9 protein-coding genes and 2 pseudogenes are annotated in these 13063 nt (G+C 74.9%); 5 read left to right on the top strand and 6 right to left on the bottom strand.

Annotated elements, in window-relative coordinates; translation table 11 throughout:
• The 3 genes and pseudogenes from CA984_RS36600 to CA984_RS36590 all read right to left on the bottom strand — a co-directional run.
• Positions 1-472 (bottom strand): annotated as a pseudogene (locus CA984_RS36600) (prolyl oligopeptidase family serine peptidase); the annotation flags it as partial.
• A gap of 3 nt (positions 473-475) precedes the next feature.
• Positions 476-1594, bottom strand: coding sequence for a C39 family peptidase (locus CA984_RS36595; protein ID WP_242676374.1), 1119 nt, complete (start codon positions 1592-1594; stop codon positions 476-478).
• Positions 1595-1777: 183 nt separating this feature from the next.
• Positions 1778-2452 (bottom strand): TetR/AcrR family transcriptional regulator, encoded by a 675-nt coding sequence (locus CA984_RS36590; RefSeq protein WP_086577982.1) that lies wholly within the window; start codon positions 2450-2452, stop codon positions 1778-1780.
• A 347-nt stretch (positions 2453-2799) separates the two neighbouring features.
• On the opposite strand from CA984_RS36590, the gene CA984_RS36585 reads away from it, so the two are divergent.
• Positions 2800-4176: an SWIM zinc finger family protein gene (locus CA984_RS36585; RefSeq protein ID WP_086577981.1), complete on the top strand. Its 1377-nt coding sequence runs from the start codon at positions 2800-2802 to the stop codon at positions 4174-4176.
• Entirely contained in the window at positions 4173-7097 is a 2925-nt protein-coding gene (locus CA984_RS36580) for a DUF6493 family protein (RefSeq protein WP_086577980.1), read from the top strand. Before CA984_RS36585 ends, CA984_RS36580 begins: the two co-directional genes overlap by 4 nt.
• A 130-nt stretch (positions 7098-7227) precedes the next feature.
• Here the strand turns inward: CA984_RS36580 and CA984_RS36575 are convergent, their stop codons facing one another.
• From CA984_RS36575 to CA984_RS36565, 3 genes are all read right to left on the bottom strand, one after another.
• Complete coding sequence (locus tag CA984_RS36575) at positions 7228-7938, bottom strand: DUF4232 domain-containing protein (RefSeq protein ID WP_086577979.1); 711 nt, start codon at positions 7936-7938, stop codon at positions 7228-7230.
• 181 nt (positions 7939-8119) lie between these two features.
• Positions 8120-9232 carry a DUF5925 domain-containing protein gene (locus tag CA984_RS36570; RefSeq protein WP_086577978.1) on the bottom strand — a complete coding sequence of 371 codons (1113 nt, stop codon included), beginning with the start codon at positions 9230-9232 and terminating at the stop codon, positions 8120-8122.
• Between the two features lie 114 nt (positions 9233-9346).
• Positions 9347-10075, bottom strand: coding sequence for a GntR family transcriptional regulator (locus CA984_RS36565; protein WP_086577977.1), 729 nt, complete (start codon positions 10073-10075; stop codon positions 9347-9349).
• A 110-nt stretch (positions 10076-10185) separates the two neighbouring features.
• On the opposite strand from CA984_RS36565, the gene CA984_RS36560 reads away from it, so the two are divergent.
• The 3 genes and pseudogenes from CA984_RS36560 to CA984_RS36550 all read left to right on the top strand — a co-directional run.
• Complete coding sequence (locus CA984_RS36560) at positions 10186-11367, top strand: amidohydrolase (RefSeq protein WP_086577976.1); 1182 nt, start codon at positions 10186-10188, stop codon at positions 11365-11367.
• A 281-nt stretch (positions 11368-11648) separates the two neighbouring features.
• Positions 11649-12419: a peptidoglycan recognition protein family protein gene (locus CA984_RS36555; protein ID WP_086577975.1), complete on the top strand. Its 771-nt coding sequence runs from the start codon at positions 11649-11651 to the stop codon at positions 12417-12419.
• Between the two features lie 69 nt (positions 12420-12488).
• Positions 12489-13063: pseudogene (locus CA984_RS36550) on the top strand (methylmalonyl-CoA mutase family protein); the annotation flags it as partial.

The following is a 13063-nucleotide window of genomic DNA, read 5'->3' as shown; positions in this document are numbered from 1 at the left end:
GCTCGGCGCCGGTCCCTGGGGCGGGGTGGGTCTCGCGGACCGCCCAGACCTCCCGCAGCCCCGGCGGCAGGTACAGGTCGCCGTAGCGGGCCCCGTCGTCGGGGGTGAGGGGGACCGGCTGCCCGCCGTCGGCATGGGCCGGTCCGCCGGACGCCTCGCCGGAGCCGGGGGCCGGCTGCCCGCCGTACAGGTAGACGCGCTGGTCGGCCCAGTTGGTGAACACGACCCCGCCGTCCGGCAGGGGCCGCCAGGAGCGCCCGCCGTACTCGATGAGGCGGTTGCGGGAGTTCCAGCCCTGCGGGATCGCGTCACGGGGCACGCCGTCCGGCCCGCGCCGGACCACGCACCTGCGCCCGCCCTCATGCGGACGAGGCTCGTCCCACCACACCTCCTCCCCGAGGATCTCCACCCAGAGCGGACGGTCGTCCACCCTGGCCACGTCGACGGGGCGGATGGGAGAGTCGTTCAGCATTGATCACCAGTTGCCGTCGGAGGCGGGCAGGGGAAGGCCGGGCGGGTGGACGACGTGCACGATCCCCCCGCTGCCGGAACTGCGGAGCCAGACGTTCTCGAACGCGGCCCTCGGGTAGATCCGGCGCACCGTGTCGTCGCCCGGTGCGGCGGGGTCGTTGGCGATGACGTCACCGCTCGGGGTGAAGCCGACGACGACCATGATGTGGCCGCCGGTGGAGTACCCCGAGCCGGGCAGCTCGTGGTCCCGGAACGACTGCGAGGTGATCACCGGGATGCCGGCGTGGACCAGGCGCTCCAGTTCGGAGAGCGAGCGCAGCCGGGTGACGAACCCCTCCAGGCCGTACCGGCCGGCGTAGGCGACGCCGAAAGGCCAGTTCCCGGTGCCCTGGTAGCTGTGGTCGTACATGTCGCGGGCGGCGTGGTCCACGGCAGGGCAGGGGTCGCCCGCCGAGACCCAGGACAGGTCGTCCCGGCGGGGTCCGCGCTCCCAGTAGGCGAGCACCATGCTCATCGAGGCGGGGCTGCACCAGTTCTCGCCGCCGCCGTCCCATTGGGGGAAGTGCCCCGCGTGGACCTTCTGCGACCGGCGCGGCACGTCCAGCTCGACGCCCCCGGCCTCCCCGGGCGGGCTCACCGGCACCGTCGCCCGCGCGGGCACCGCCGAGGCCATCACCCCGGCCCCGTGGACCCGCGCGCCCGAGCCGTACAGCGTGAACCTCAGCCGGTAGGCGACGACCGGCCTGGTGGCCACGTAGGTGTCCACCGCGACGTCGCCGTCCTCGTCACCCTGGCCGGGCAGGGAGGTCCGGTGGATGTCGCCGTCGCCCTCGGCCCAGCGGCCCATCACGTACCACTTGGTGAGGTCGCCGGCGACGGTGCGGGCCTGCAGGCCGACCTCCAGCCAGGTCCCCGGCGGGGTGCTCGCCGTCCATGACGGCACCAGCTCGGTCGCGGGGAAGCCGATGGCTCTCTCCTCGCCGGTCCAGCGGGTGTACTCCCAGGTCCTGGCGGCGTCGCCGAACGGGTCGCGGTAGTCGGCCAGCCCGCTCTCGTGCGGGGCCACGTCCGACCACCGGTGGAGGACGACGCGGCTCAGATCGGCAGGCAGCAGGGTGACCACCTGGATGATTGTGGTTTCACCCCGGGGGCGGCGCATCGGAAGGTTTACGTATCCGAAACAGGTGACCCGCCGGGGCCGTGGGGGCGAGCGGAGCCGCGCAGCCGCCCTTCACCCCGTACGGCGGCGCGCTCTCGCACCTCCGCCACGGACCTTCACCCCGTACGGCGCGCTCCGGGCGGGGACTCAGCAGGGGGTGCGTCCCGGCGATCCGGCCGCGGGGCGTGAGGACCGGCGGTCCCCGGCCGGGCGGAGCCCGTCGAACACGAGGGCGAGGGTGCGGTGCTGGAGATCACGGTCCCAGCGGGCGTGCAGCGCGCCCTGGCAGAAGCCGGTGAGCAGGGCGAGCACCTCGTCGGCGCGGGCGTCCTCGCGGACGGCGCCGGCCTGCTGGGAACGGGCGAGAAGTCCTTCGAGCCCGTCGCGCAGGAGCCGCAGGGAGTCGGCGACCTGGACGACGACGCCCGTGTCGGCCAGGAGGCCGACGACGGTCTTCTTCTGGGCCGCCTGCTCGACCGTGCGGGTCATGAAGCCGAACAGGGACGTGGCGGGGTCGCCGTCGGCGGTGAGCGCCTCCACCTCCCGGGTGAGGTCGGACAGAAGGTCTTTCATCAGGACCTGCTGCAGGGCCTGCTTGGTCGGGAAGTGCTTGAAGACCGTGCCGATCGCCAGCTCCGCCCTGGCCGCGACCTCGTCGGTCGACGCGGACGGCCCCTTCTCGGCGAAGACCGCTTCGGCCGCGGCCAGGATGCGCGCGCGGTTGCGCTGGGCGTCGGCGCGCGGCCTTCTGGCACCCGGGGGGCTCGGTCTCGCGGTGCCGGGGACGCCCGGCCCGCCGGGAGACGGATTCGGAAGAGTCATCGGATCGGCGTTCCTTCGGGCGTTGGCGGAGTGAGTCCTGGCTCACCGCCGCGGAAGGCGGGACCGCGCGGGCCGGAGGGGCCTTCACGGTCCCGCCGGTGGAGCCGCCGGGGTAGCCCGTGACGCTGGCCGGGCCACGCGCGCGCCGTCGGCTCCGTGAACGGCAGTGGAGGATCGCAGCCCTGCTGTACCGAGAATCCCAGACGTCACGGCGGGCCGTCTTCTTCCAAAAGGGGTTTCCCGGAGAGGACGTCCCAGGGCGACCGGCGGCCGTGGCCGGACGCCTCCCGGCCGCCGTGACAGGACGCCCCCATGTTTTGTCGGTAGTGATCTCTACTGTCCGGCGCATGACGAATGCGGTGCAGGCGTACTCCTACGCCGGACCCTCCAGACTCTCGGAGGGCCATCTGGGCCTGTCGACCTCCGGCGGCCGGACGGCCGGCGGTTTCCTCGACCACCCCAGGTTCTTCAGCGGGCTGCTCACCCAGGCCGCACCCGCGGCGGCGGGGCTGCTGGCGGTCGCCGACGTGGCGCTGGCGCGCTACCACCGGCCGCAGCCGGGATTCACCCGCGATCCGGTGGTGACCTGCGGCGGCGACCGGCTCCGCTTCGAGTCGTTCTCCGCCTGCGGCGGCGTCTACTCCCGGCTGGACGTGCTGGGCCCCGCCCTCGACGGCGAGGTCTTCGACCGGGGCACCACCAACGTGGACGTGAACAACCCGCTGCGCGAGGCGCTGGCCAGGGTCGGCGGCCGGGACCCGCTGCACGTGGGCGTCGGGCCCGACGAGCTCACCGTGACCACGCTCGACGGCGCGGTGGTGGAGAAGAAGGTGCCGCTGCCCGGCCGGTGGCTGCGCGGTTTCGCCGAGGTCCAGGTCATCGCCGCCGGGTTCGACCTCCGTGCCGAGCTGCCCGGCCCGCAGGCCGTACGGTTCCTGCGGGGCCTGCCCAGGAGGGCCGCCGCCGAGGTATGGGCGGTCCCGTCTGGCAGGGAGCTGCGGGTGTCGGACCGGCAGGTGCCCGGCGGGGTCCACCTGGCCGGGGTCGGGCGGCTGGCCACGATGATGCCGCTGCTCAGGTTCGTCAAGACCTTGCGCGTGTACGGCCCGGCGGACGGGTCCGGCTCCAGCGCGTGGGAGCTGGAGCTGCCCGGCATGCGCTACACGCTGGTCCTGTCCCCGCAGGCCTGGCGCGGCTTCTCCGGGGAGGGCGCGGTCCTCGACGACCTCTCCGGAGACGAGGTGGCCGCCGACGCCGACCTGGTCGGCGTGCTGCTCGACTTCGAACCGACCCTGGAGCTCGGCCTGCTCGCCGAGCGCGCCGGCCTCGCCCCGGAGCGGGTCCGGGCCGCCCTCACCCAGCTCGGCACGGCTGGCCGGGTCGGTTACGACCTCGCCGAGGCCGCCCACTTCCACCGCGAGCTGCCCTACGACCGCGACCACGTCGCGGCGCTGAACCCCCGGCTCTCCTCCGCTCGCGCGCTGGTGGACAAGGGCGCCGTCCGGCTGACCGGCCCCGGCTCCGCCGAGGTGACCACCGGCGGCGGCGTCCGCCTCGTCCAGGCGGAGTCCGGATCGTGTACCTGCCCCTGGTGGTACGACCATCGCGGTTCGCGCGGCCCGTGCAAGCACGTGCTCGCCGCCCGGATCGCCCTGCGGGAGGTCCCCGGCCGGCTGCCCGCTCCGGACCCGCGGCCCTCCGCGGCCCAGGAGTCCTCCCGATGACCGTCTGGGACGAGGTCCGCGACCTCATCGACGACTGCGACATCGACAAGCTGGCGGCCCGCCTCATCGGGCTCGACGACGCCGGACGGCAGGAGGTCGCCCGCGAGCTGCCCGGACATCTCAAGCTGCTGCGCCAGGAGCCGCCGGCGCCCAGCCCTTGGGCGGGCGGCGACCGGGGCAGCCGCGGCGACTGGGCGAGCCGCGGGGACTGGACCGAGCCGATGCGGCTGGCGGGCGCGGGCTCGCTGGGCGCGGCGGCCGTGGCCGCCTGGCTGAACCGGCGTGACCTGGCCCTCCTCGAGTGGGAGGAGCCCGGCGACACCGAGGCGCTGATCGCGGTGATCTCCGCACGGGAGCCGCAGTGGCAGGCCGACCTGGTCACCCGTCTCGCGCTCCGCGTCCGCACCCCGAACTCCCCGGGCGCCTCGCTGGTCCTGACCCTGCTCCGCCGGACCGGCGTGACCCCGCCGCAGCACGATCCGCTCGTGACCGCCTGGGTCGCGGTGCCCCCGAGGGCCTCCGCGCTGCGCGGGGACCCGCTCCTCGACACCCTGCTCCCCAGGATCTTCGAGGCCCAGGGCGTCGGGCGGGCTCTGCGCGAGGAGCGGAGCTCCCCGCTCAGCGCGACCTCCTGGCTCGGCGCGCTGGCCGTGCTCGGCAGCGAGGGCCGGGTGTCGCGGGAGACGCTGCTGGACGGCTGCGTCAGCCGTTTCCTGCGCGGGGGAGACGCCCAGGACCTGAGGTTCTTCGCCCGGCTCCACGAGCTGCTCGAACCCACCTACGTCGAGGTCGAGTCCCGCGCCCGCGACTACCTGCGGCTGCTGCCGGTGGCTCCCGGCCCGGTGGCCGAGCTGTCGCTCGCCCACCTGCGCCGGCTGGACCGCCTCGACCCGGCCGACGTGACCGAGGCTCTGGAGGGCCTGCTGTTCCGCGCCGAAGCCGGGCTGGTGCGGGCCGGGCTCACCTGGCTGGACCAGGTCGTACGGCAGGCGCCGGAGCGGGCCGACGAACTCGTCCCCGCCCTGGCGTCGGCGCTCGGCCACCAGGCGTACGCCGTACAGGAACGGGCCGTGCGCCTGGCCGTCAAGCACGCCCGCCACCTCGGCCCGCTCGGTGCGGAGACGCTGCGCGAGGCGCTCGCCGCGCTCCCGCCGGACCTGGGCGGGCGGCTGGCCGCGGCGGTCGGGGGAGAGGCCTCCCCGCAGGAGGAGCCCGAGGACTTCACCCCGCCGGAGCTCGCCGCGCCCGAGCCGCCGGGACCGTTCCCCGCCCTGCCGGCCTCGGCCGCCGGGTTCGCCGGCGAACGGTGGACCCACACCTGGCAGTCGGGAGAGAGGTGGCTGGCGGGCTTCGTCCGGTTCGCCGCCACGGACCGCGAGGCGCTGCGCGCCGCGCTCTCCGGCATGGCCCGCCGCGCCTCCGGCCTCTACGACCGTGAGGAGTGGTACGCCCCCCAGGACTGGTTCACCGCGATGGCCGGAGAGCTGGTCTCCCCGGGCGCCGACCCCGGCCCGCCGGACCGCTGGGACCCGGATCGGTGGCTTTTCGTCCGCGATCAGAGCGTCAGGTCGGAGGCGTCGGGCGAAGACGGCGGGGAGCCGTTCCTGGGTCACCTCCCCGCCGAGGTGCGAGAGCACGTCATACGCTTCATCGCCGCAGGCGACGGAGACACCGGAGACGCTCCCCGGGCCGGCGCGGGCCATCCGGGGGCCAGGCTCAGCAGGGGGATCATGAGCCTGAGCGAGGCCCATGACCGGGCCGGGGCGGATCACGCGGTCGGCTCTGGAAGATTTGGCCACGCCCCGGCCGGGCCTCGCCGCCCGGCCCGGCGGGCCCGGCCCGACCGGCTGCCCGAAGAGGGCACCGTCTCCCGGCCGCACCGGTTCCTGCTGCGGCGTTACGCCGAGGTGCTCGCCGCGCTCAAGGCGGACGCGCTCCCGCCGCTGCTGCTGGCCACCCCGACCGCCGCCACCGGCCATCTCGACCCGGCCGAGTTCGTGAGCCGGCTGGAGGCGGTCGAGGCCGCCGGGGCCGAGCCGCTGCCCGCCGACTTCCAGCAGGCGCTGCTCCGGCTGCCGGGGACCGTGGCCCCCGAGGTGGTGGCCAGGGCGGGCCGGCTCACCTCGGAGGCCGGGCGCCGGGCGGCACGCCGGCTGAAGGACGGCCCGGCCGAGCTCGAGACGGGAGTGATCTGGCGGTCCCCCGAGGACCCGCGCGACCGCTCCTTCGACGGCTTCCAGACGCGCATGATCCCGCGGCTGAGGGCCGAGCCGACCGGCCTGGCCCACATCGACGAGCTGCTCGGCGGGGTGCCGGCCGAGAGGTGGGGCGAGCACGGCGGTCACCTGGACTGGTGGCCCGCCGTCCTGCCCTCGCACCGCGACGCGGTCGCCGCCCACTACCTCCCGCACCTGCCCCACTCCTGGAGCCGGCCGGAGGTCAGCCCGGCCCACGTCGAGACACTCGCCGCCGGCGAGGGGCCGGCCGGTGAGCCCACCGCGCTGTTGCTCGCCTTCTTCCTGGCCCGCCAGGACCCGTCCGAGGGGGTGCGGCTCCTGCTGCGGATGGCGGCAGCGGGCGACCTGCCCGCCGACGCGCTCGGCAGGCAGCTCGCCCTGCTCACCGCCCGGACGGAGGCGAGACTGCCGCACGCGACGGCAGGGCTGGAGGCGGCGGCACGCCAGGGTGCCCACCGGGAGGTCTGGGCGGTGATCCGCGCGGCGCTGCCGCACCTGCTGCCGTCCGCGGGGCAGAGGCCGGGACCCGGGGTGAACGACCTCGTCACCCTGGGGACCACGGTCGCCCGGTGGGCCGGCGCGCGCGGGGAGCTCCCCGAGCTCGTCCCGTTCGTGAGCCGCAGGTCCTCCAGCGCGTTCACCCGCGAGTGCCGCCGCCTGCACGAGCTGCTCGCCCGGCCCTGATCTCTCAGGGCCGGGGCATCTCGCGCGACCGGGCGTCTCCGGCGCGCGAGTGACGCGACCGGGTGTGCCGCCGCTCGCCGCCGGCCTGCCGGACCGTGGTGAACCGGTCACCGGTGGACTGATCGGGGGCTCAGAGACGCGTCCCCGGGGCCATCGGGGTGATGTCGAGACGGCCGTCGTCGCAGACCGCGGCGGTGAAGGGGATCTCCAGGTGCGCGACCTCGTCCGGCGGGATGATCATCAGTCGTGCGGCGGCCGGGCAGCTGGTCTCGCGCCCGCTCCGCACCTCGGTCCAGTGGATCCTGGCGTGGGCGCCGGCTCCCGGCCGCAGGGTGACCCGGTGCGGCTGGACGCTCTCCCTGCGGGTCCTGGTGCGCAGCGCGTCGCCGTTGCGGTCGATCATGATCAGGCCGACGAAGCCGTACACCCAGCAGGCCCTGGCGGACCTGTTGGTGATCACCAGCGGCGCGTACCGCTGGCCCGCCCCCGCGTCCACCGCGCCGACGCGCGCCGCGAGCGCTCCGGTCCGGCAGCGCTCGACCGCCGTCCCCGCGCCGGAGGAGCCGCTACCCGCCGCCTTCGAGCCCGCGAGCCGCGCGTCCACGCCCGCCGGCTTCGCGCCCGCCGGCTTCGCGTCCGTCAGCCGGGTGTCCACGCCTGAGACATTCGCGTCCGCGAGCCGCGCGTTCACGCTCGCGGTCCGGGGGAGGGCGCCCTCGGCCGCCGGCGTGACGCTCCGCTCGGAGGACGCGGGGGAGCCGCACGCGGCCGACGCCATCAGCACGCCCGCCATCACCGTCGACAGGGCCATGAGCCGCCCGGCACCGCTGGATCGTTTCATGTCCGGTTGGACGCGCGCCGCACGGGTTTTGTTGTCACCTCCGGGATCCGCGAGGGGTCGGCCTTCCGGGCGATGGAGATCCCGGGCCGGCCCCGTACCCGGCCCGCGCCCGGCCGCGCGCCGTCACAGGCGGCCGGGTCTTCCTCACGGGTTCAGCCGGACGAGTACGGCCGGGCGTTCCTCACAGGTAGAGGCCGGTGGTCTCCGGAGCGGTGGCCGGGTGGCCCGCCACGCCGTCGCGCAGGGCGAAGAGCTCGGCGAGGGTGGCGCCCGACGGGGGGACGCCCTCCGTGCGGCCGAGCCACCGGGTGGCCTCCTCGTAGGGCAGGGCGCCCACCTCGATCTGGGCCAGGCAGCGGCCGGGGCGGACCACGGCCGGATGGAGACGGGCCAGGTCCTCGTTGGTGGTGATGGCGACCAGCACGTCACGGCCCTGACCGAGCAGGCCGTCGGTCAGGTTGAGCAGCCGCGACAGGCCCTGCCCCGCCGCCTCCTTGGCGCCGGACCTGATCAGCTCGTCGCAGTCCTCCAGCACGAGGAGCCGCCACTTCTTGCCGTCCTCGTCGGAGTCGGAGCCGACCGCGACCTCCATCAGGTATCCCGGGGCGTTGAACAGGCGGTCCGGATCGAGCACGCAGTCCACCTGGCACCACGATCGCCACTCGCGGGCGATCGTGCGCAGCAGCGTGGTCTTGCCGGTGCCGGGCGGGCCGTGCAGGAGGATCAGGCGGCCGTGCGCGTCGGACGGCGTGACGGACATCAGGCGTGACAGCGGGCCGTGCAGGGAGCGGGCGTAGTTGCCGCCGACCTCCGCCCAGGGAGAGGCGGTGACGGGCTTGCCGGAACGGCGGACGCCGTCGGTGCTCTGCCACCAGAAGCCCATCTCCACGTGGTCGCTGTCCGGAGCGGGTTCCACCGCGTCCTTGACGGTCTCCTCGATCACCGAACGGGCCAGCTCGTCGTCGACCGCGGTCACGCTGACCGTGGCGGCGCGGTTGCGGTAGCGGACCACGCGCAGCGTCCAGCCCTCCCCGCGGACCAGTCGCGACTCCCGGCCGTCGTCCTCCCGCGCCGCCCGGACCAGCGTCCCGGCGGCGGGCGTCAGCGGAGCGTCGGGACGGACCCGTTCCAGGTCCGTGGTGCGTGACCACGGCTGCGCGCCCGTCGCGAACGGCGACAGAGCGAGCGCGTCGATCACGTCCATCGCCGAGTCGCCGTCGTCGAGCCAGAGTTTCATCGGCAGTTCGGCCAGCCGTGGCTCCGGCGTGAAAGGGACGTTTTTCAGCACGGACATGACGGCAATGATCCCCTCCGCGGCCGTGGAGGTCGACGGGTTTTAGCGGGGGCCGGGACGGGGACGGCCGAGAGGCCCCGCCGGGGAGCACGCGGTGGCGGCGGCCTGCGGGTCTCAGGACCGGGGCGCGGGGCCGCGGGCCGCCGGCGGCTCCTGGGGCGCGGGCCTGCGGCGGCGGGTGCGGGTCACCTTGACCGGGTCGATGTCGGCGGTCCAGCGCTCGGCCAGCGCCAGGGTCGGCTCGCGGCCGCCGGCGACGTGGCGGAACGCGCAGGCGGCGGCCCGGTCCGCGTCGCCGCCGGCGATCGCCGCGTAGAGCTCCTCGTGCTCGGCGCACTGCCGGGCGGGGTCACGGTCGGAGGTGAGCCGGAACAGCCGCCTGAGCCGGGCGTCGAGCGGTTGCATCAGCGTGCCGAGCAGCGCGTTGCCGGAGACCCTCACGATCTCGGAGTGGAACTCGGCGTTGGCCGCCACGGTCTCCCGCCGGTCGTCTCGCCGTACGGCGTCGCGGGCGCGTTCGAGGCAGGCGTGCAGCCGCGCCAGGCCGTCGGCGTCGGCCCGCTCGGCGGCCAGCCGCGCGGCGAGCACCTCAAGGCTCTCGCGCACGTCGAACAGGTCGCGCACGTCGGCCGGGGTGAACGGGCTGACCAGCGCGCCCCGGTTGGGCACGATCACCACCAGGCCCTCGGCGGACAGCAGGCGCAGCGCCTCGCGGAGCGGGATGCGGGAGACGTCGAGTTCGGCGGCGAGGTCGCGCTCCACCAGCCGCTCGCCCGGCCGCAGCTCCACTTCGACGATGCGCCGCTTGAGCGTCTCGTAGACCCGGTCGCGCAACGCGCTCACCTTCCACCCCTCTCATCGGGGGCCAGCCTAACTTGCCCGGTTAGCGGTATACCACTAACGTCGGCGGCGTCACCGTGGAGCGGTGCCACCACGGACGGGAGAGGGAAGAGATGACCGAGCTGCTGCTGCGCGACGCCCGGATCTGGGGCCACGAGGACGCCGCCGACCTGCTGATCAGGGACGGCCGGATCGCCGAGATCCGGCGGGCCGGTCAGGACGGCGCCGGGGACGGCGCGGAGGACCTGGGTGGCCGGCTCGTGCTCCCCGGCCTCGTCGACGGCCACGCCCACCTGGACAAGACGCTGTGGGGCGGTCCCTGGGTGCCGCACGACGCGGCCCCCGGCCTGATGGGCAAGATCCGCAACGGCCAGGAGCGGCGGCCGGAGTTCGGCGTCCCCAACGCCGACTTCGTGACCGCGCTGCTGGAGAACATGATCGTCTGTGGCACCACGCACGTCCGGTCGCACGTGGACGTCGACCCGCTGGTGGGCCTGGGCTCGGTCGAGGCGGTCCGCGAGGCCGTCGAGCGGCACGACGGCCGGATCTCCGCCGAGCTCGTCGCCTTCCCGCAGGCCGGCATGCTGATCAGTCCCGGCACCGAGGCGCTGCTGGAGGAGGCGCTCAAGGCGGGGGTCGAGTCGATCGGCGGGCTCGACCCGGCGGGGGTGGACCAGGACGCGGTCAAGCACCTGGACGCGGTGTTCGCCCTGGCGGAGCGGTACGGCGCGGGCGTGGACATCCACCTGCACGACGGCGGCACGCTCGGCGCCTGGCAGTTCGAGCTCATCATCGAGCGGACCAAGATCCTCGGATTGGGCGGCAAGGTCACCGTCAGCCACGCCTTCGCGCTCGCCGACGCCGACCCCGCCACCCGGGACAGGCTGATCTCCGGCCTGGCCGAGGCCCGGATCGCCCTCGCCACGGTCGCCCCGAACCGGGGCCTGCTGCCCCTCCGCCTGCTCGGCGAGGCCGGGGTCCCCGTGACGCTGGGCAACGACGGCGTCCGCGACCTGTGGAGCCCGTTCGGCACCGGGGACATGCTGGAGCGCGCCCTGTTCCAGGCCAAGGGCACCGGGCCGCGCGACGAGGACATCGAGCTGGCCCTGGACGCCGCGACCTACGGCGGGGCCCGCGTTCTCGGGCTCCGGGACTACGGCCTGTCCGTCGGCGACCACGCCGACCTGGTGGTGGTCGACGCCCGCAACGCGGCCGAGGCCGTGTGCGTGCGCCCGCGCCGGTCCCTGGTCGTCAAGTCCGGCCGGATCGTCGCCCGCGACGGCGTTCTCGCCTGACGGGCCCTCTCCCCGCCGGCTGCCCGAGGTCCGGCCGAGACCCCGGCGGGGAGAACGACGCCGCCGCCGGGTCCGGCGCGGTCCGATGGGTCGGTCCGGGCCCCGGGTGTTTAGGCCCCCCTTCCGAGGTAAGAGGATGGCCGTTTGCTCGCCGGTCCCATACCCGGAGCCCTGTTCCATGACGATCTGCTGGTAGATCACTTGGCGAAACCCGGCATAGTGCGATGTGTCACCCGTTACGCTCCGGTAGGCCCTAGTCACTCGAACCGTGGAGAAGTCCCGTGGCCATCGATCTCGTTACCCGTCGCGAGTGGGGGGCTCGTCAGCCGCGCGGCGCCTACGGCCGGCTGAGCTCCACCAGAGGCGTCAAGGTCCACTACACCGGCGGCCAGGTCAGCCCGGACATCGTCGGCGACCACGCCAGGTGCGTGGCCCTGGTGAGGTCCATCCAGAACCACCACATGGACGGCAACGGCTGGATCGACGTCGGATACTCGTTGCTGGTCTGTCCGCACCGGAAGGTGTTCGAGGGGCGCGGGCCGAACCACCTGCCCGCGGCGAACGGCTCCGGGCTCAACAGCGGCCACTACGCGGTGCTCGGCCTGGTCGGTTCGACCGGGTTCACCCAGCCGACCGACGACGTCCTGCACGGCATCCTCGACGCCGTCGAATACCTCCGCGACAAGGGAGGCGCGGGTGACGAGATCAAGGGGCACCGGGACGGCTACTCCACCGACTGCCCCGGCGGGCCGCTGTACGCCTGGGTGCGGCGGGGCGCGCCCCGGCCCGGCGGCGGCCCCACCGACCCGCCCGATCCGCACCCCTCCTTCCCCGGCCGCGTCCTCAAATACCCGCCGGTCATGGTCGGCGAGGACGTCCGCACCTGGCAGCGGCAGATGCGCAGGCGCGGCTGGGACATCGACGTCGACGGCCTGTACGGCGAGGCCTCCCGGGACGCCTGCCGCGCCTTCCAGCGGGAGAAGGGGCTGTCCGCCACCGGCGCCGTCAACCGCGCCACCTGGCAGGCCACCTGGGAGGAGCCCGTCACGTGAGCCGCCGCCGGAGTGCCCGACCCGACCCCGGAAGAATGTCCTCGGGCGGCGGCGCTTACTATCCGGTGCATGACCGTGCCGCCTGAGGAACTCCGATCGGCCGCCGATTTCCCGACGACCACGCGGGAACAGTGGAGCGAGCTGGCACTCGGGGTCCTGCGAAAGTCCGGAGTCGAGGCCGGCTCTCCCGAGGAGGCACTGGCCTCTGTCACCTATGACGGCGTGACCATCGCGCCGCTCTACGACGCGTCGGATCTCCCGGACGACCCCGGCCTGCCGGGGGCGGCTCCCTATGTCCGCGGCGCCCGGCCGGAGGGCGGGAGCTGGGAGGTGCGGCAGCGGCACGAGGTGGCCGATCCCGAGGCGGTCCTCGCCGACCTGGAGAACGGCGTCACCTCGCTCTGGCTCACCCTGGAGCCCGAGGACCTGCCCCGTGTCCTGGACCGGGTCCACCTGGAGCTGATCACGATCACCCTGGACGCGGGGGAGCGGACCCGCGAGGCGGCCGAGGCGCTGTTCGCGGTGGCCGAGGGGAAGAGGGCCGCCGCCGGCCGGCTCCGCACCCCGGGGACCGCGCCGGGGGAGAGCGTGTCCGGGGAGCGCGCGTCCGCCGGCACCGGCGGGCGGACCGGGGACAGCCCGGC

Source organism: Streptosporangium minutum (assembly GCF_002149035.1).
Taxonomy (GTDB): Bacteria; Actinomycetota; Actinomycetes; order Streptosporangiales; family Streptosporangiaceae; genus Streptosporangium; species Streptosporangium minutum.
The sequence above is the reverse complement of the archived record's forward strand: the minus strand, read 5'-3'. Positions and strand labels throughout refer to the sequence as shown.

What these genes read in the sequence shown, in the direction of transcription:
- CA984_RS36590 (WP_086577982.1), bottom strand. Translation starts at nt 2,452, where the DNA reads ATGACTCTTCCGAATCCGTCTCCCGGCGGGCCGGGCGTCCCCGGCACC.
- CA984_RS36560 (WP_086577976.1), top strand. Translation starts at nt 10,186, where the DNA reads ATGACCGAGCTGCTGCTGCGCGACGCCCGGATCTGGGGCCACGAGGAC.
- CA984_RS36570 (WP_086577978.1), bottom strand. Translation starts at nt 9,232, where the DNA reads ATGTCCGTGCTGAAAAACGTCCCTTTCACGCCGGAGCCACGGCTGGCC.
- CA984_RS36585 (WP_086577981.1), top strand. Translation starts at nt 2,800, where the DNA reads ATGACGAATGCGGTGCAGGCGTACTCCTACGCCGGACCCTCCAGACTC.
- CA984_RS36575 (WP_086577979.1), bottom strand. Translation starts at nt 7,938, where the DNA reads ATGAAACGATCCAGCGGTGCCGGGCGGCTCATGGCCCTGTCGACGGTG.
- CA984_RS36580 (WP_086577980.1), top strand. Translation starts at nt 4,173, where the DNA reads ATGACCGTCTGGGACGAGGTCCGCGACCTCATCGACGACTGCGACATC.